Genomic DNA, 15,763 nt, shown 5'->3' with positions numbered 1-15,763 from the left:
CCGAGTTCGGTCATTGCCACTCAGCTCGCAGGACTCATCAAAGAGAAACTGCCTTGGATGCGGCCAAGGGTGAGCTTTGCCGCCACGCCAGGGCAATGAGCGGCGCCGTTACCGCAAAGTGTAGAAACGTAAACACTGTCTCGAGTGTGATGAATGAGATTGCCGATACCATGTTGTATTTGGCTGCGACCGGTAGAACCTGAAACGACCAGGAAAGCAGGCCAAAAATAAGGAAGAACTTCAACGCACTAACCAGCCAATCCGTGGCCGCGGTGCTGAAGAGCCGGGGGTAGGTATAAGCAAACACCAGCCCCTGCGCGACCATCGCAGCGAGGCCAAGAGGGATGATCACCTCCTCTCGATACAAGCCGAGCGCGTCATAGCGGTGCTGAAAGAAAGACAAGTGCCACAGATAGCCAAGGGGGAAGGTCGGCGCGACGTAGGCAGCAAAGGCGAACCAGAATTTTCTTGCCATTGCGGGCTCTCCAAAATAGGTTGCATAATGCAAGTGGTACTTAGATTACTTGCATAATGCAAGTGATAATTTTGGGGATTCACATGGTCAGACCGTCCCGTGAGTTACGTTCACATTGTCCGATCAACTTCGGGCTTGAGATCTTCGGTGACCGTTGGACGCTACTTATTCTGCGGGACCTGTTGTTTCAGGGAAAACACGGATTCAGAGAGTTCCAGGCATCTGAGGAAAAAATATCGACCAATATTCTGGCCGACCGGCTCGACAAGTTGACCCAGGCAGGGCTGATTACGTCACAGCGTGTCGAAGGCGACAGCCGACAGATCCGTTACGAGCCGACGGCGGCCGGGCTGGCGCTTGTGCCGGTGTTGGTCGAGATGGCCTACTGGGGGGCCAAGCACGACCCAGACACCACGGCACCGGCTTCATTTGCCCAAGCCTACGAGGCGGACCGCCCGAGGCTTCTTCAGGCTATCGCTTCTGGCTCAGACCCGTCAAAAAGCTGAAAACCCTTCTGTCGCTTCGATCGTGGGCTCTTTTGAACCGGCCTGAAGACTACCCGTTCGAGGCAAAGGAACCGGTTTGCCTTCTGGATACCCGGCACTTCGGATCAGCGGTAATCCCTGATCTCTGATTGCCGTGAGTTCCGCCAGTCGCCGTCATTCCAGGATATGCCCCGCCGATTGGTTGAGCATGGTGCCTGCCATGCAGGCAGCAAGGTCGGACGCGGCAAAGGCGAAGACCCCGGCAGTGTCTTCGGCAGATGGCAGGCGTTTGAGCGCGGTCTTGTTCTGCTCGACAAAATCCTTCATGCCCGCGTAATCGAGGCCGATCTGCCCGCCCATCGTCTTGAATGTGTAGTCAATGGTCGGCGATTCCGGCATCGCCTCGGACCGTACGCCGAGAACCCGAATACCCGTCGGGCCCCATTCATGCGCCAGCACGCGCATCAACCCTTCGGTCGCGGCATGTGAGGCCGAAGCCGCCGCTGACCAGGGTGCTCCGACCTTGGCCAGGGTCGAGGTGTTGAAGATCACCGTACCAAATCCCTGCCGGGCCATGTGAGGATAGGCCGCTTTGGCCGAGTTGAATTGAGCGCAGGTGTCGATGGACAGTGGCAGAAGGAACTGCTCAGAGGATACCTCGACGCTCGGTTTGCCGTGATGATAGTCCGTGGGTCGTGCGCCTGCGAGGTTCACCACAACGTCGATGCGGCCTTGCCTGTCCCAGACTGCGTCCACAAAGTCGGACACCGCCGAAGTGTCGATGGCGTCAATATCTCGGTAATCGGCAAGCTTTTCAGCGATAGGTGCATTGGCACCGTTCCGACCGGCACCGAACACGATCGCTCCTTCCCGCAAAAAACGCTCCGCTACATGACGTCCTATATGCCCGTTCACACCGAGAACGATTGCGGTTTTCCCTTCCAAAAGCATGGTTTGTTCTTCCCTGTTTCTGTTTGCGTGCCAGCAATATGGGGTATTACAACAAATTGAAAAGACGGCATTTTTTTCATACTTAGTCAGATAATTGCTACTATTGGTGGCAATTTCTCGGCCGCGCGATGGGGCAACCCGGTAAAATTCCATACAAAAGGTTTGATTTGTGAGGATACTCATAAAATGGTAGTTGGTAGCAAATCAGTACTGTGGAGGCCGCCATGAATGTCACCATAAGCAACAGGGACGAACCACGGCCGTCGGGCGATGCCTTTGCCGAGCGCTGCCCCATGCCCGAAATCGCTCGCCTGATCGGTGGCAAATGGAAACTGATCATACTTCAGGTGCTGATCTTCCAGGGCACGAAGCGCTTCGGCGAGCTCAGGCGGGACGTGGACGGGATAACGCAGACCATGCTGACCGGGCAACTTCGGGCGCTGGAGGACGATGGGCTGGTCACCCGAAAGGTGTTTCCGGAAGTGCCACCGCGGGTCGAGTATACGGCCACCGAAAAGGCGATGGCTCTGACCAAGATGTTTCACGCCATGCACGATTGGTGGCTTCTGGAATGCAAGACTTGAGGACAGCCAAAAGGTGCAGCTCCGCGATGGCCTGCCACCGACTTGACGGATCGACAATGCCTCGTCCCGAACCGGTTGAGCGCATCCCCAAGCGGTCAGTGTCGGAGTTGGCCGAACCCCTCAGCCGAAAGCTCCCAACGGGCCTGTAGGGGCATTTTGACCCGAATTTGCCCGATAACCGAGTTTTTCAACAGAGTCCGGCCGGGACCCGAAATGCACATATGCCCGAACCTCCATAGGCTCCCAACCAACGCTATGAAAAGCGCTTGACCTTGACGCTAGTGTCAAGGCGCTAGGCACATCTCCGATCGACACGAATTGATCCAAGGATGGAGATGAAGAGAAGTGACACAGAATGGTGCATGGCAGGGTAAGGTGGCAATTGTTACCGGAGGCAGCTCTGGTATTGGCAAGGCGGCAGCGACCGAGCTTGCAAAGCAGGGTGCGAATGTACTGATCACCGGCCGAAACGCGGACAAGTTGGCGGCAATGGCGGCTGCGAGCGATAACAACGAAGTGCTGCAAATAGATAGCTCCGACCGGACTAGCGGGGCACGGATCGTTGAAGCCGCACTATCTCGTTGGGGGCGTATCGATCTGATTGTCAACAATTCCGGTGCAGGGCAACCTCTTCCCATCGATGCCTATGACGTGGATATTATCGCAAAAATGTCAGCTATAAACATCGGCGCACCTTCGCAATTGGTAAAGGCGGGCAAGGCAGCGCTGAAAGAGAGTAAGGGCGCAATCGTGAATATCGGAACAGCGGTTTCACGGAACGCAGCACCGATGCTGGCGCATTACGGCGCGACAAAGTCAGCCCTGGAGTATTTGACCAAATCCTGGGCTGTTGAGCTTGCTGGTGACGGAATTCGTGTGAACGCGATAGCGCCGGGGCCGGTCAAAAGTGGGGCATTGACTGGCTTCATGGGTCTGCCTGAAGAGATGGCGCAGCAGGTTGAGGAACGGGAAGCCGCCCAAATCCCGCTGGGACGTCGCGGCGTGACGGCTGACATCGTACCCTGGATTTTACACCTCGGGAGCGCCGAAAATGAATGGCTGACAGGACAAGTTCTGACCGTCGATGGCGGTTGGTCGCTGCGAAGCTGATCTCTTGGGGTCCGGATGATTGCAACAAACCATCCGGTTCACCCTTGACTGTCACGTATGTGACTTACATCTCTGTCGGGTCTAGCGGAGGGTTCCCACATGCACGCAAAGGAAGCTGCAGAGCGGCTTGGGATCACGCAGCGCATGTTGCGCCACTACGAGAAAAAAGGCTTGCTGCAAGTTGGACGAGCGCCGAACGGGTATCGTTGCTACGGCGAAGCCGATCTTCGAAGGGCTGGCCGGATCCGCGATTTCATTGCGACGGGCTTTTCTACGCGCGAAATACGGGCCATGAGTGCCTGCCTTTCCGACGAGGGCTCTGGTCCATGCGACGGCGGCATAGATAAATTGACAGAGAAGCTGCAACACATTGACCGGCTCAGAGCAGAGCTTGATGAGAAGCACAGCGCTGTTCTGGAACGACTGGCGGCACTGCGAAAAGGCCTTTCTACCATAGTTAGCCATTGAACGACGGCTTCGAGACACCCAATTCTTCGCGGACCAGGTCGATGCAGGCTTTTGTCGTTTATTGGCCATTCTGATCCTTCGTTTCCCTAAACATAACGGCGGGCCAATTCAGTGGGGGAGGTTCAGATGGCCCTGACCAGGATGTTTCACGCCATGCACGATTGGTAGCATTCTGGAATGCAAGACTTGAGGGCGACCAATAGGTGTAGCTCCTCGATGGCGTGCCACCGGCTTGACGGATCGACAATGCGCAGATAGCTAGGTAGCAGGCCGCAGACGCCCGCCACCCGCTGACAATTCTGTCTTGGTGAAGTGCTGCATAGAACTTTCTTTCTGATCCTCCGAGCAGTTCGCGCGGATGGCAATGCGGGTTCCCATCTTGATAAGCGCGATCTTGTCAGAGGAATCCAGAGCCGTGTCAGCCTCCCTCCCGAACACGTTCCTGAGTGCATCGATTTGTGGTCTTTATGCGAGAACCGCCCTTCCGATCATTTTCGTCATGAGCCTGAACGGCTTGATTGCCATCGTCGATGCCCTGTTTCTGGGATATTTCGTCGGTGCTGCGGCGCTCGCGGCAATCACGGCGGTTTTCCCCGCGTATATTTTGATCGGCGCAATTGCGACCCTGGTTTCCAGCGGCATGTCGAGCGTGCTGGCCCGCCACCTCGGGGCAGGCCATATTGAAGCCGCACGCTCCATATTCGCGGGGGCGCACGGACTTGCCCTGCTTGCAAGCGGCGGGCTGATCCTCCTGTTTCTCATTTTCGGTCCGTGGTTTACGACGACCGTAACCGGCGGGTCAGAAGAGCTGGCCGGAATGGCGCTGACCTATCTGCGTATCACGGTGCTTTTCTCGCCTGTCCTCTATATCCTGTCGGTAAATTCCGACGCGCTGAGAAACGAGGGCCGGATTGGGCTCATGACCGTCGTCAGCCTTCTGACTTCGATTGCAAACATTGGCTTCAACTACCTGTTCATCGCACAGATGGGGTTGGGTGTTTCTGGATCGGCCTATGGCACGGTTGCGGCCCAGTCGCTTGCCTTTGCCGTCCTCCTGACGTTCCGTTTTCGAAGCGACACTCAGCTCGCACCGTCGGCGCTCGCCCAGGGCAGGCTGACATACGGGTGGCGCCGAATACTCGTTCTGGGCGCACCTCAAAGCCTGAACTTCGTTGGGCTGGCACTCGTATCGACCGCGGTCATCGCCGCACTGCAACTGAGCGGCACTCCCCACTTTGTCGACACGATGTCGGCCTATGGTATCATCACGCGGGTGCTGATCTTCTCTTTCTTCCCGCTTCTGGGGCTTTCGCACGCAATGCAGACCATCATCGGCAACAACTTTGGCGCACGGAACTGGCACCGGTCGGACAGCAGCTTGAAGTTCGCGATTATCGCGGCGCTTGTCTACTGCGTGGCGGCGCAAGCCGCCATGTCGATTTTCGCCGGGCAAATAGGATCTGCTTTCGTGTCGGATGCCGGTGTTGTCGCCGAGGTCGGGCGGATCTTGCCGACCCTCACCGCCATGTTCTTTCTGACAGGCCCTCTGATGATGATCGCGTCCTATTTTCAGGCCATCGGAGATGCGACGCGCGCAGCTGTGTTGAGCCTGTCAAAGCCCTACTTCTTCACAATACCACTGACGTTTGCCTTGGTGATGGCATTTGGAGAGAAGGGCATCTGGTTCGCGGCACCTGCTGCCGAAGGGCTGCTGCTGGGTCTGACGGGCTTCGTACTAGCTCAGAGCATGCGCACCCGAAAACTTCGCTGGGGCCTGCTGCACGACAGGGTGGGGACGCAGCCATGACCGATCTCGAATTGACGGCGGTGCAGGCAAAGCTGTTCGCCCGGGAACTGCGTAAGCGACTTGCGGCGGAGGGAGTGATCGTCAGCCACTCCGCAGCACTGGAACAAGTGGCGAAACAGCACGGTTTTCGAGACTGGAATACCCTGGTCGCCGCAATAGGAGACCGGTCGCCTTATGGCTGGCATCCTGGCGGGCGTGTCGCCGGTCAGTATCTGTCACAGCCCTTTCGTGCGACAATTAAGTCCGCCCAGCGGGTTCGGCCGGGCTGGTACCGTTTGGATCTGGAACTGGACGAAGCGATCGACGTCGTGAAGTTCGACGGCTTTTCCGGCCTGCGTAAGCGCATCAAGGCTGTTGTTGGCCCGGTTGGCGCATCCCGAGAAAAAACGTCTGACGGTGTACCGCACATGAAGTTGCACCACTAGTCATCCCCGCATTCGGAAAGAAAGATCACGCCACCTGCAGTGCAGTACCAAAAACGGCCGAGGTTGTGTGAAACCTCCGTTGTGAAATTTGCTTTGTCGAAACGGCAGGAGCAGGCATGTCGGGATTTATCGAGGGTATCGAGCGCAGTCAGTCGTCGCTGCTTTCTGATCGGCTTGAGGACTGGGTGGTGCCCGTTGTGAAGTTCCGGTTCCGGCTTTTCATTGCCTTGAACTTGCTTCCATCGATGGCGACGCAGTCGTCAGTATCTGAATGGTCGCTCCCGTAATCGCTCTAGGGTGAGTCTGCGTCTGCGGCGAAAGCCCGGAATCCGCCCGAGGTGATATGCAATGCGATTGCAAAGCTCCTAAACCGGCCATTGGTGCAGGAGAGGCGAATTGGTGCTTCGTCCGCAAAGCAGATCATACTTCGTACAATGGAGTACGACAGAGGCAGAACCTATTCTCCAACCCAGGCCCCCTCGGGAACCGTTCTTGGTCGCGCGTTCAGTTCGGCAATCGAGAACCCGGCGATGGATTTGTACTTCTCCGCATGGGCCGCAAGGTCCGCCTTTGGGATCACCTGATCGATATCCTCGAAATCGCCGCCGCACAGATCCTCGACCCGTTGCAGCACAGCGTCCGGGCCTCCGCCCGCCCGGTTGGCCTGCCCTACGGCGGTGGTGACAGGGCGCAGTTCGGCTTCATAGGCGCTCAACGCCAACGGGTTCACACCATGGCTCAGCATCTTGGCCCCGATCACCCGCGCGTCGATGATGGCTTGACTGGCGCCGTTCGAGCCCACCGGATAGGTCGGGTGCGCTGCATCCCCGATCAATGTGACCGGGCCGTGGGTCCATTGCGGCAGCGGGTCGCGGTCGACCATCGGGTATTCGAAAACTACATCCGCCCCCCGGATCAGCGCCGGAACGTCGATCCAGTCGAAAATCCAATTTTCGAACTCCGGCAGAAAATCGTTGATTTTGGCGGCGCGGTTCCAGTCCTCTTTCTTCCACGACGCATCCAGCGGAAATCGCTTCTCCGCGATCCAGTTGATCTCCGCCAGACCGTTGGCATCCGGATCGGATATCGGATACGCCACCAGCCGCAAATCGTCGTGGCCGATCATCACCATCGCTGCCCCGCCGAACCAGACCGGTGCGCGTGTGGTTGCCCGCCACAACACCCGCCCGTTCCAGATCGGCGCGCCCTCGTCCGGATACATCTGCGCCCGGATGGCCGAATGAATGCCGTCCGCCGCGATCAGCAGCGACTCTTCAATGCGCCGCCCGTCCTCCAGCAGTAGAGCGGCCCCGTCAAACCCGACCGCCCGCGCGCCGGTTTCGATACAGCCGGTTCCCGCGCGTGCCTCCAGCGCATGGTAAAGCATCATTTGCAGCCGCCCGCGATGCACCGAGTATTGCGGCCAGGCATAGCCCGCCCAGGTGCCGCGCGGCTCTTCCCAGATGGTTTTGCCAAGCTTGGAATAGAACCCGTATTGCCGGGTTCGGACGCCGATTGCATCCAGCTCAGCGCTCAGGCCGAGGTCAAAAAGCTCCCGCACTGCATTGGGTTGCAGGTTGATGCCCACGCCCAAAGGCCGGATTTCGCGGGTTGATTCATAAATGCGAAAGGGTACGCCGATCTGGTGCAGCGTCAGCCCCAGGCTCAATCCCGCGATACCTGCACCGGCGATCAGAACCGTCATCTCGTCTCTCCCCTTGCCTGCGCTCAAAAAAGCAGGCGCAAAGGCGGCGCGCAAGCCTCAGGACTTGGCCGAGATGATCAGGTCAGGCCCAAAGATCGTGTCGGCGTGGTTGTGCAGATAAATCTTCAGCCACGGGGTAAAACGGTCGGGGTGGCGGTGCACCTCGGCCAACAGATCGTGATAATCGACCCAGCGGGTGTCCATAACCTCATCCGGGTTCGGCGCGACATCCAGCGGGCCTCGGGAATGGGCCAGAAACACGTCCACGACTTCGTTCTCGACCATGCCATTGCCGACGTCGGCGTGATATTCCAGCCGGTGCCGGTATTCGGGATACAGCCCGGTGATCCCCAGCTCTTCGTTCATCCGGCGCACGGCGCAGGCGGACGAGGTCTCGTCCCAGTCGGGATGGGTGCAGCAGGTATTGGCCCAAAGGCCCGGTGTGTGATACTTGCCCAGCGCCCGGCGCTGCATCAGGATCTCGGTCCCGCGCACGACAAAGACCGACACCGCCTTGTGCTTGAGGCCCTTCTCGTGGGCTTCCAGCTTGTCGACCGGTGCCAGTTCACCGTCGATCCACGCCGGAATCATGAGTCCCATGTCAAACTCTCCTGTTGCCGTTCTCTGCGCGTATGACGCTGACGGACTTGGGGCGGCCGGTCTGGCTCTGTTCTTGTGTCGGTTTTCTCGTCAAGGTTCGGCATGACCGTACAGATCACCCGCCTTGTCAAAGTGACGCTGATTTGCGCGTCGTTCAATCGCACGAAAGGCCGCAGGGGCGTGCGGCCTTTCGGATGGACGGGATGCCGTCTTATTCGGTTGCGACACTCTGCAGATAGGCAAAAACGTCCTCATTGCCCTTCTTCAGCTTGAAGGTCATCTTAGACTTGGCCGAGGTGTCGTCCAGGTAAGTCTGCAGGAACCCTTTGGGGTCCATGCTGAACTCGCTGAACGTGGCTTCGTCCCAGACCAGGCCTTTTTCGCCCGCGGCGACCATGCTGTCGCTGTACTTGAAGCCCTCAACGCTACCTGCGGGGCGTCCGGCAACACCATAGAGGTTCGGGCCGGTCTTGCCACCCTTCACGATCGCTTCGCCCGAGGGGCTTTCGATCATGTGGCAGGATTTGCACTTCTTGAATTCTTTTTCACCAGCAGCGGCATCACCTTCGGCAAAGGCAGGCGCGGCCAGAAGGCCAACAAGGGCGGTGGCAAGAATACGGTTCATGGCGGAATCTCCAGATTTGGTTCGGCTGTCCCAAAAGGAACGCTGTCAGACGGCATAGTCAACCTGCGAGGGGATTTGTACCGGCACTGTGTCGCACCCTTCAGGCAATTGTGATCAGTTTCTGCCTGTAGGGGATGACCAGCACGGCAAAAGGTCGCCGTCCGCGGGTGTCGCATGATATACCGCCCGCGCGATTGCCCGCGAGATGCAAAGCGCGGCGGCATGGCCGATCTGAAGGATATCGCGTTCGGGCATGTCGATCTGACGCTCATTGGTCGAAACCGCAAAGATCAGGTCACCATCGTTCGGCAAGTGGGATGGCACAATGGCCCGGGCGATGCCGTCATGCGCGGCGGTTGCGATGCGCTTGGCCTGCGCCTTGGTCAGGGCGGCATCGGTTGCGACGATGCCGATCGTGGTGTTGGCCAGGTCCTCGAACGCGGCGGTCTTCAGGCTGGTGAACTGGCGCCCAAGCCCCGAACGCGGATCGGGGCCAAGGCCGCCGAACTCTTCCCCGACCTCGAACGGCGCGGCCCAGAAATGCCTGCCGCCGGGTGTGGTGACAGCACCGACCGGGTTGACCGCGACCAAGGCGCCGACAGTCATGCCCGAAGCCAGAACAAGCGAGGCGGATCCCAGCCCGCCCTTGTGGGTTCCGGTCAAGGCACCCGTCCCGGCCCCGACGCTGCCGATTTCGAAATCAGCGCGCGCATCATCCAAAGCCTGCCGTCCCAGCGCCGGATAGGGATTGTCGCGCCAGTCCTTCTCTCCGCCGTTAAGCAGATCGAAAATGATCGCGGCGGGCACCAGCGGTATACGCAGGTTCAGCAGCGGAAAACCGCGCCCCTGTTCGCGCAACCCCGCAACCACACCGGATGCAGCATCCAGCCCATAGGTCGAACCGCCCGACAGAACGATCGCATCGACCTGCGCCACCGTTTTGTCGGCTTCCAACAGATCGGTTTCTCGCGTGCCGGGTGCTCCTCCCATGACGCAGTAGGACCCGGTCAGGGCGCGTTCTCCCACCAATACGGTTGAACCGGATTTCAGTACATGATCCTGCGCGTTTCCGACCCTGAGGCCGGGAACATCGGTGATGAGGTTGCGGGGGCCGGGTGTCATAACGGGCTCTGGTCTGCCGGGTTGGGGGACAGGCATTCAGATACACCGCCCGCCATCAACCTCCATCGCGACGCCGGTGACCATGCCAGCCTCGTCCGAACATAGAAAACAGGCCGCATTGCCCATATCCTCGGGGGTGGAAAACCGGCCCAGCGGAATGGTCGCCAGGAACTTTGCGCGCATTTCGGGCGTGTCTTCGCCCAGAAAGGATTTCAGCAAAGGCGTTTCCCCGGCCACCGGGCAGATCGCGTTGACCCGCACGCCTGACGGGGCCAGTTCCACCGCCATGGTCTTGGTCGCGGTGATCATCCAGCCCTTGGAAGCATTGTACCAGTTCAGCTTCGGCCGCGGCGACAGCCCTGCGGTCGATGCCACGTTGAGGATGGCGCCCGAGCCCTGGGTTTTCATATGAGGCACCAGCGCACGGGCAGTCAGATAGACCGACTTCATGTTCACGTTGAACACGCGGTCGAAATCCTGCTCGCTGACGTCCTCCAGCAAGGCGGGCAGATGGGTAACCCCGGCGTTGTTGACCAGGATATCCAGATGCCCGAACCAGCGCAGCGCCGCATCGGCCATATCCTGCACCGACGCACCATCGGCCACATCGACATGAACAGCGGTTGCGTTGGGGCCAAGGTTCTCGGCCATGGTTCGGGCCGCTTCATGATGAATATCGGCCACCATGACCCGTGCGCCTTCGGCGATGAATTTGGCGGCGATTCCCGCTCCGAACCCCGATGCACCGCCGGTGACGATTGCGGTTTTTCCCTCCAGCCTCATGACCCTGTGCCTCCCTTCCTGTCGTTTGAGGAAAGAGTACCAACACGCCCGAAAGATGCCAGATTATTCGTCGGACACCTTGCCGCGCAGCGCCTTGACCTCGCCGCGTGCCTTCTTGGCGGTCAGGCGGCGTTTAACCGATCCATAGGTCGGTTTGGTTGCGACGCGCCGCTTGGGCTTAACCAGCGCCCGCCCGATCAGTTCGACCAGGCGCTCGCGGGCAATCTCGCGATTTCGCGCCTGCGACCGGGTCTCGTCGCACTGGATCACGATTGCCCCGTCCTTGGTCCAGCGCCGCCCAGCCAGCCGTTTCAGGCGGGCCTTGACCGGCCCCGGCAGGGATGGCGAACGCTCGGCCTCGAATCGCAGCTCGACCGCCGTCGCAACCTTGTTCACATTCTGCCCGCCGGGACCCGAGGCGCGCATAAAGCTCTCGGTCAGTTCCCAGTCCTGCAAGGCGATATTGTCAGCGACGCGTAACATGGGCCGGACCTTACAGGCCGCATGCAGAAACAGAAAGGGCCGCCCCGGCGGGACGGCCCTTCGAAAGTTCAGGAGGTCGGGTCGGTTAGATCATTCGACCAGCCGGAGCGAGCGCTCCGCCAAGGGCTGCCTTAACAGGCGATCCCCCCGGTTGTTCCGACACCTCTCTCCAATCTCTTTCTCGACACTGGATCACCTCCTTTTCTATCTGTTGCGGTTGAAAAGAAGCGTGCCACAAGTTGTGCCAATCTCAAAGCGTTTTTTTACACAGGCCGTGCGGTCAGTCGCGCCACGATCACCCTGAACGGAACCAGCGCGATCAACGCCAGCGCCAGCTTGACCAGCCAGTCGGCAAAAGCCAGCGTTACCCACAGCGGTGCTTCGGGGCCGTTCAGCATGAAAGGAACCGGCTCCCATGCCCAATTGATGGCTGCATCCGCGTTGGCGCCAAAGACCGTGATCGAGGCGGAAAAGGCGATGGTAAAAAACAGCACCGTATCCAGCGCCGAGCCGATCAGCGTCGACACCAACGGCGCGCGCCACCAACGCCCACCGCGAAATCGGTTGAACACCACAACATCCGTCAGCTGCGCGATCAGAAACGCGGTGCCCGAGGCGACGGCGATCCGCAACGGCACGGCAGCATAGGTGAATCCGTCGCCCTGCAGCATGATCTGGCTACCGATCAGCGAACAGACGATTCCGGTCAGAAAGCCCGCAAAGACCACCCGCCGCGCCGCCGCCGCGCCATAGACGCGATTCATCACGTCGGTGACCAGAAATGCGACCGGATAGGTGAACGCGCCCCAGGTCAGAAGCCCGTCGAGGATCAGGAACTGGACAAGAACGTTCGACGCCACCACGATGGTGGCCATGGCAAGAATGCCGGGAAGATGTGCGCGTTTCATGATACGGGACCCGTTTTGGCAAGGTAGCGGCAACTTGGCCCGCTGCTTCGCGGGCAAGGCGGTCGTCTATTGGAAAACGGTCGCGAAGGCAAGTCAGTCGGGCAGAATGTACTCCACCAACTCCGTACGTTGCAGGCCAAGGAAATTGTCGTCCGACACCATTGTGGCGCGCAGACGGCCCAGTCGGTCACGCCATACGGACAAGCCTTCCAGATTGTCGTGGGTGCCGACACCGGTTTTCAACAGGATTTCTTCTCCACTCACGCCGGTGTCGTCAATGCTCCAGCGGCGTATCTGCGAACGGAAACCAATCAGCGATGCATCCCGTTCAAGCACGTATAGCTTTCCGTCCGGTCCGAAATCCGCGCCGACCGGAAGAAACCCCCCGATCTGGCTCAGCGTGAACGGTGTCGACCACCGTTTACCATCCCACCTGTAAACCGGGATTGACCCATCGGTGGTGCGGCTGCTTTCCGGCATCGTGTAAACCCGCCCCTGCGCGTCGATTGCGAGCGCTTCGAACGAACCGTTCCGCGCCAGCTTGGTAAAGGCTTCGGGACGCGGCAGAACGTTCGAACGTCCGTCCAGCGTTTCGTAACGCGCGACGCGATGCACACCCTCAAAGGAGATATAGATCGTCCCATCGCGGTCGATGGCCAGCCCTTCGGAATCTCCGACCCACCCGGGCAGAACCCGGTTCTGGCTGGAGCGCACCTGAAAACGCGGCCCGATGTCCACTCCTGTAATCGCATCGCCGTCGCGAAGAATCCGGGCGGTCAAAATGGATGTTCGGTCGCTCAGAACCGTCATGTCGGATCCGTTGTCGGACAATTCCAGGGCAGAGAACCCTCCAAACCAGATCGCCTTGTGCCGCCAGGTAAAACTGCTCAGATATGTGGACTGCTTGATGTCCACAGCCTGAACCGAACCCGCGACGCACAGGGCGGATATCAATCCGATTGCAAGACAGCGGCGCATTGGTTCGGCAGGTCAGCCAGCACGTATTCACGGCGTTTCTTTGGGGGCGGCGCGTTCGGATCGGGCGGTGGCGGATTCAGGATATTGTTGACCCATTGTTGCGCTTCTGCACAGCCGTCCCCTTTGGGCGGCGGGTTTTGATTGGCACATCCCTTTGCCCCGCGCGGACAGTTCAGCCTGACGTGAAAATGGTAATGATGGCCCCACCAAGGGCGGATCTTGCGCAAATAGGCGCGATTACCCTTTTCGTCATTGCACATCTGAACCTTGGCGCCGGGAAAGACGAAAATTCGCGCCACTCGCTTGTCCTTGGCCGCCTCGCGAATGATCGCGTGATGGTTGGCTGTCCAGTTGCTGTTGACATAAGCCCCGTTCGCCCGGCGCAGCGAGATGGACGAGATCTTCTCGCGCGCCTGCCGGGTCAGGCGCAGATTGTTGGCCGGCAGCATCCAGATATCAATGTCCAGCCCGATCTGGTGACTGCGATGGCCCGACAGCATCGGCCCGCCGCGCGGCTGACTGATATCGCCGATATACAGCCCGCCCCAGCCGCGCTGCCTGGCGGCAAACTGGCTGAGGTCCTGAACAAAGTCGATGGTTTCCGGGTGTCCCCAGTTGCGATTGCGCGACAACCGCATCGCCTGCCATGTCGGGCCGGTTTCAGGCAGTTGTACCGACCCCGCCGCGCATCCTTTGGCATAGCTGCCATAGGCGGCAGGTTTCTGCCGGGAGGCCTGCTGTTTTGCCCCGAACAATTCCTTGGCTAACGGTGCGGCATTGGCTGAACAGGCCAGAATCGAAATTCCGAAAACTGCAAAAAGACGTAAAAAAATCATTGTTTCTGGTCCCCTTCCGGTCTGACCCAACGCATCAGGAACAGCCCCAGAATAAACAACGCCACGATCGGGGAAACCCCCAAACGCGCGCTGCCCGTGCCGATTGTTGCTAGGTCGATCAAAAGCGGCGCGGCAAAGGCGGTGGCGCGGCCCGACAGGCCGTAAAGGCCAAAGCTTTCGACAGGTGCCTTCGGGTCGGTGTGGCGCACCATCATCGACCGGCTGGCAGATTGCAGGATGCCCCCCATGCCCCCGATCAGGATACCGCAGCCGAAAAACACCATGTCCGGCAAGCCCGATCCCTCGGGCAGGGCGATGCCATAGATCTGAGTTCTGTCCATCGACACGATGGTGACGCACACGAGGATCAGAACCCATATTGTCACCAGAATAACCGGTTTGGGGCCGAACCTGCGGTCCAGCTTGCCGCCGATCCAGGCAAAGACCGCCGAGGCGAGCACGCTGACGATGCCGAAAACACCGATCCTGATCAGGTCCCATTCCAGAACCAGTCGCGCATAGACGCCGCCGAAACTGTATAGCCCGTTCAGAGCATCGCGATAGAACATCGACGATCCCAGATAAGCCGACAGGCTGCCGCGATGGCGCAGGTTCGACACCGATTTCCCCAGCAGACGCAGCGCCTCACCCACGCTGCCCTTGCGGTCGCCACGGTCCTCATCCCGGACCCACAGGAAATACGGCACCATGAACAGAATGAACCACCCGGCGGTGAATGGGCCGACAAAGCGCGTTCCCTCGCGCTGACCCGCATCCAGCCCGAACATAGGGTCCATTCCGATCAGCGTCTTGCCGTTTGGCTGCTCGACAAACAGGGCCAGCATGATCGCCAGCGACAACAACCCTCCGAAATAACCGAACGCGAACCCCGATCCCGAGATTTCGCCCACCTCGTGCTCGTTTCCCAGATCGGGAAGTTGGGAGTTGATGAAGATCAGCGCATATTCCGCGCCCACAAAGCCCAGTCCAAAGGCCGATAGCATCAACCACATGTTCGACCCGTCGGGCATCGTGTACCACAGCGCCGCCGATCCCGCCGCATACATCACCGAAAAGGCAAAGATATACGGAATGCGCCGCCCGGACACGTCGGCAAGTGCCCCCAGCAGTGGTGCGCCAAATGCGATGATCAGGCCGGTTATGGTCAGGCACCTTGCCCAGACGCTTTGCGCATGCGCCGCCGCGCTTTGCGCGTCCAGCCCGGTGCTCGCGAAATACTCGGCGGCCACGCCCGCGAAATAAGGGCCGAACACAAACGTGACCAGCAACGTGTGATAGGGCTGGCTGGCCCAATCGAAAAACCACCACCCCCAAATGCGCCTGCGCCTGGATACCGCTGCCATTCCTGCCCCTCCTGCCTTTTGTTCTCCTTATGCGGGCAGTACACAGGATGAGGC

At 59.4% G+C, this 15,763-nt stretch carries 19 protein-coding genes; 7 read left to right on the top strand and 12 right to left on the bottom strand.

The window, feature by feature from the left end:
* Positions 1 to 37: 37 nt before the first annotated feature.
* On the bottom strand, positions 38 to 475 hold the full coding sequence (locus ACR0LZ_RS05845) for a hypothetical protein (RefSeq protein WP_480748841.1): 438 nt from the start codon (positions 473 to 475) through the stop codon (positions 38 to 40).
* 83 nt (positions 476 to 558) lie between these two features.
* Between ACR0LZ_RS05845 and ACR0LZ_RS05840 the strand changes: the two genes are divergently transcribed.
* Positions 559 to 981: a winged helix-turn-helix transcriptional regulator gene (locus ACR0LZ_RS05840; RefSeq protein ID WP_480748840.1), complete on the top strand. Its 423-nt coding sequence runs from the start codon at positions 559 to 561 to the stop codon at positions 979 to 981.
* A 153-nt stretch (positions 982 to 1,134) separates the two neighbouring features.
* Here the strand turns inward: ACR0LZ_RS05840 and ACR0LZ_RS05835 are convergent, their stop codons facing one another.
* Positions 1,135 to 1,911, bottom strand: coding sequence for an SDR family NAD(P)-dependent oxidoreductase (locus tag ACR0LZ_RS05835; RefSeq protein WP_480748839.1), 777 nt, complete (start codon positions 1,909 to 1,911; stop codon positions 1,135 to 1,137).
* Positions 1,912 to 2,135: 224 nt separating this feature from the next.
* Between ACR0LZ_RS05835 and ACR0LZ_RS05830 the strand changes: the two genes are divergently transcribed.
* The 6 genes from ACR0LZ_RS05830 to ACR0LZ_RS05805 all read left to right on the top strand — a co-directional run bounded on the left by ACR0LZ_RS05830 (position 2,136) and on the right by ACR0LZ_RS05805 (position 6,592).
* A complete protein-coding gene (locus ACR0LZ_RS05830) occupies positions 2,136 to 2,495 on the top strand; it encodes a winged helix-turn-helix transcriptional regulator (protein WP_480748838.1) in 360 nt (119 codons plus the stop codon).
* 345 nt (positions 2,496 to 2,840) lie between these two features.
* Complete coding sequence (locus ACR0LZ_RS05825) at positions 2,841 to 3,605, top strand: SDR family NAD(P)-dependent oxidoreductase (RefSeq protein ID WP_480748837.1); 765 nt, start codon at positions 2,841 to 2,843, stop codon at positions 3,603 to 3,605.
* A gap of 99 nt (positions 3,606 to 3,704) precedes the next feature.
* Positions 3,705 to 4,073, top strand: a complete 369-nt coding sequence (locus ACR0LZ_RS05820) for a MerR family transcriptional regulator (protein WP_480748836.1) — start codon at positions 3,705 to 3,707, stop codon at positions 4,071 to 4,073.
* 415 nt (positions 4,074 to 4,488) lie between these two features.
* Complete coding sequence (locus tag ACR0LZ_RS05815; protein WP_480748835.1) at positions 4,489 to 5,880, top strand: MATE family efflux transporter; 1,392 nt, start codon at positions 4,489 to 4,491, stop codon at positions 5,878 to 5,880.
* Positions 5,877 to 6,305 (top strand): glyoxalase superfamily protein, encoded by a 429-nt coding sequence (locus ACR0LZ_RS05810; protein ID WP_480748834.1) that lies wholly within the window; start codon positions 5,877 to 5,879, stop codon positions 6,303 to 6,305. Before ACR0LZ_RS05815 ends, ACR0LZ_RS05810 begins: the two co-directional genes overlap by 4 nt.
* 116 nt (positions 6,306 to 6,421) lie before the next feature.
* Positions 6,422 to 6,592, top strand: coding sequence for a hypothetical protein (locus ACR0LZ_RS05805; RefSeq protein WP_480748833.1), 171 nt, complete (start codon positions 6,422 to 6,424; stop codon positions 6,590 to 6,592).
* Between the two features lie 170 nt (positions 6,593 to 6,762).
* On the opposite strand, the gene ACR0LZ_RS05800 is transcribed toward ACR0LZ_RS05805, so the two are convergent.
* The 10 genes from ACR0LZ_RS05800 to ACR0LZ_RS05755 form a co-directional block, all read right to left on the bottom strand.
* Positions 6,763 to 8,010, bottom strand: a complete 1,248-nt coding sequence (locus ACR0LZ_RS05800) for a flavin-dependent oxidoreductase (protein ID WP_480748832.1) — start codon at positions 8,008 to 8,010, stop codon at positions 6,763 to 6,765.
* A gap of 57 nt (positions 8,011 to 8,067) precedes the next feature.
* Positions 8,068 to 8,610 (bottom strand): isopentenyl-diphosphate Delta-isomerase, encoded by a 543-nt coding sequence (idi, locus tag ACR0LZ_RS05795; RefSeq protein WP_480748831.1) that lies wholly within the window; start codon positions 8,608 to 8,610, stop codon positions 8,068 to 8,070.
* Positions 8,611 to 8,821: 211 nt separating this feature from the next.
* Positions 8,822 to 9,235: a c-type cytochrome gene (locus ACR0LZ_RS05790; RefSeq protein WP_480748830.1), complete on the bottom strand. Its 414-nt coding sequence runs from the start codon at positions 9,233 to 9,235 to the stop codon at positions 8,822 to 8,824.
* 114 nt (positions 9,236 to 9,349) lie between these two features.
* Positions 9,350 to 10,357, bottom strand: coding sequence for a P1 family peptidase (locus ACR0LZ_RS05785; RefSeq protein WP_480748829.1), 1,008 nt, complete (start codon positions 10,355 to 10,357; stop codon positions 9,350 to 9,352).
* 36 nt (positions 10,358 to 10,393) lie between these two features.
* Positions 10,394 to 11,140, bottom strand: a complete 747-nt coding sequence (locus tag ACR0LZ_RS05780) for an SDR family oxidoreductase (RefSeq protein ID WP_480748828.1) — start codon at positions 11,138 to 11,140, stop codon at positions 10,394 to 10,396.
* 63 nt (positions 11,141 to 11,203) lie between these two features.
* A complete protein-coding gene (arfB, locus tag ACR0LZ_RS05775) occupies positions 11,204 to 11,623 on the bottom strand; it encodes an alternative ribosome rescue aminoacyl-tRNA hydrolase ArfB (protein ID WP_480748827.1) in 420 nt (139 codons plus the stop codon).
* A 263-nt stretch (positions 11,624 to 11,886) separates the two neighbouring features.
* Positions 11,887 to 12,531 carry a queuosine precursor transporter gene (locus tag ACR0LZ_RS05770; protein ID WP_480748826.1) on the bottom strand — a complete coding sequence of 215 codons (645 nt, stop codon included), beginning with the start codon at positions 12,529 to 12,531 and terminating at the stop codon, positions 11,887 to 11,889.
* 93 nt (positions 12,532 to 12,624) lie between these two features.
* Positions 12,625 to 13,509 (bottom strand): esterase-like activity of phytase family protein, encoded by an 885-nt coding sequence (locus ACR0LZ_RS05765; RefSeq protein WP_480748825.1) that lies wholly within the window; start codon positions 13,507 to 13,509, stop codon positions 12,625 to 12,627.
* Positions 13,482 to 14,345, bottom strand: a complete 864-nt coding sequence (mepA, locus tag ACR0LZ_RS05760; protein ID WP_480748824.1) for a penicillin-insensitive murein endopeptidase — start codon at positions 14,343 to 14,345, stop codon at positions 13,482 to 13,484. Before mepA ends, ACR0LZ_RS05765 begins: the two co-directional genes overlap by 28 nt.
* Positions 14,342 to 15,709 carry an MFS transporter gene (locus tag ACR0LZ_RS05755; RefSeq protein WP_480748823.1) on the bottom strand — a complete coding sequence of 456 codons (1,368 nt, stop codon included), beginning with the start codon at positions 15,707 to 15,709 and terminating at the stop codon, positions 14,342 to 14,344. Before ACR0LZ_RS05755 ends, mepA begins: the two co-directional genes overlap by 4 nt.
* Positions 15,710 to 15,763: the final 54 nt, after the last annotated feature.

Source organism: Ruegeria sp. CI1 (assembly GCF_056536925.1).
This window is presented reverse-complemented; position numbering and strand designations above follow the sequence as displayed.

Excerpts from the sequence above, each read along its gene's own strand:
- ACR0LZ_RS05785 (WP_480748829.1), bottom strand. The coding sequence starts at position 10,357 with ATGACACCCGGCCCCCGCAACCTCATCACCGATGTTCCCGGCCTCAGG.
- arfB (WP_480748827.1), bottom strand. The coding sequence starts at position 11,623 with ATGTTACGCGTCGCTGACAATATCGCCTTGCAGGACTGGGAACTGACC.
- ACR0LZ_RS05790 (WP_480748830.1), bottom strand. The coding sequence starts at position 9,235 with ATGAACCGTATTCTTGCCACCGCCCTTGTTGGCCTTCTGGCCGCGCCT.
- ACR0LZ_RS05800 (WP_480748832.1), bottom strand. The coding sequence starts at position 8,010 with ATGACGGTTCTGATCGCCGGTGCAGGTATCGCGGGATTGAGCCTGGGG.
- ACR0LZ_RS05810 (WP_480748834.1), top strand. The coding sequence starts at position 5,877 with ATGACCGATCTCGAATTGACGGCGGTGCAGGCAAAGCTGTTCGCCCGG.
- mepA (WP_480748824.1), bottom strand. The coding sequence starts at position 14,345 with ATGATTTTTTTACGTCTTTTTGCAGTTTTCGGAATTTCGATTCTGGCC.
- idi (WP_480748831.1), bottom strand. The coding sequence starts at position 8,610 with ATGGGACTCATGATTCCGGCGTGGATCGACGGTGAACTGGCACCGGTC.
- ACR0LZ_RS05830 (WP_480748838.1), top strand. The coding sequence starts at position 2,136 with ATGAATGTCACCATAAGCAACAGGGACGAACCACGGCCGTCGGGCGAT.
- ACR0LZ_RS05820 (WP_480748836.1), top strand. The coding sequence starts at position 3,705 with ATGCACGCAAAGGAAGCTGCAGAGCGGCTTGGGATCACGCAGCGCATG.
- ACR0LZ_RS05805 (WP_480748833.1), top strand. The coding sequence starts at position 6,422 with ATGTCGGGATTTATCGAGGGTATCGAGCGCAGTCAGTCGTCGCTGCTT.
- ACR0LZ_RS05840 (WP_480748840.1), top strand. The coding sequence starts at position 559 with ATGGTCAGACCGTCCCGTGAGTTACGTTCACATTGTCCGATCAACTTC.
- ACR0LZ_RS05765 (WP_480748825.1), bottom strand. The coding sequence starts at position 13,509 with ATGCGCCGCTGTCTTGCAATCGGATTGATATCCGCCCTGTGCGTCGCG.
- ACR0LZ_RS05780 (WP_480748828.1), bottom strand. The coding sequence starts at position 11,140 with ATGAGGCTGGAGGGAAAAACCGCAATCGTCACCGGCGGTGCATCGGGG.
- ACR0LZ_RS05770 (WP_480748826.1), bottom strand. The coding sequence starts at position 12,531 with ATGAAACGCGCACATCTTCCCGGCATTCTTGCCATGGCCACCATCGTG.
- ACR0LZ_RS05755 (WP_480748823.1), bottom strand. The coding sequence starts at position 15,709 with ATGGCAGCGGTATCCAGGCGCAGGCGCATTTGGGGGTGGTGGTTTTTC.
- ACR0LZ_RS05835 (WP_480748839.1), bottom strand. The coding sequence starts at position 1,911 with ATGCTTTTGGAAGGGAAAACCGCAATCGTTCTCGGTGTGAACGGGCAT.
- ACR0LZ_RS05845 (WP_480748841.1), bottom strand. The coding sequence starts at position 475 with ATGGCAAGAAAATTCTGGTTCGCCTTTGCTGCCTACGTCGCGCCGACC.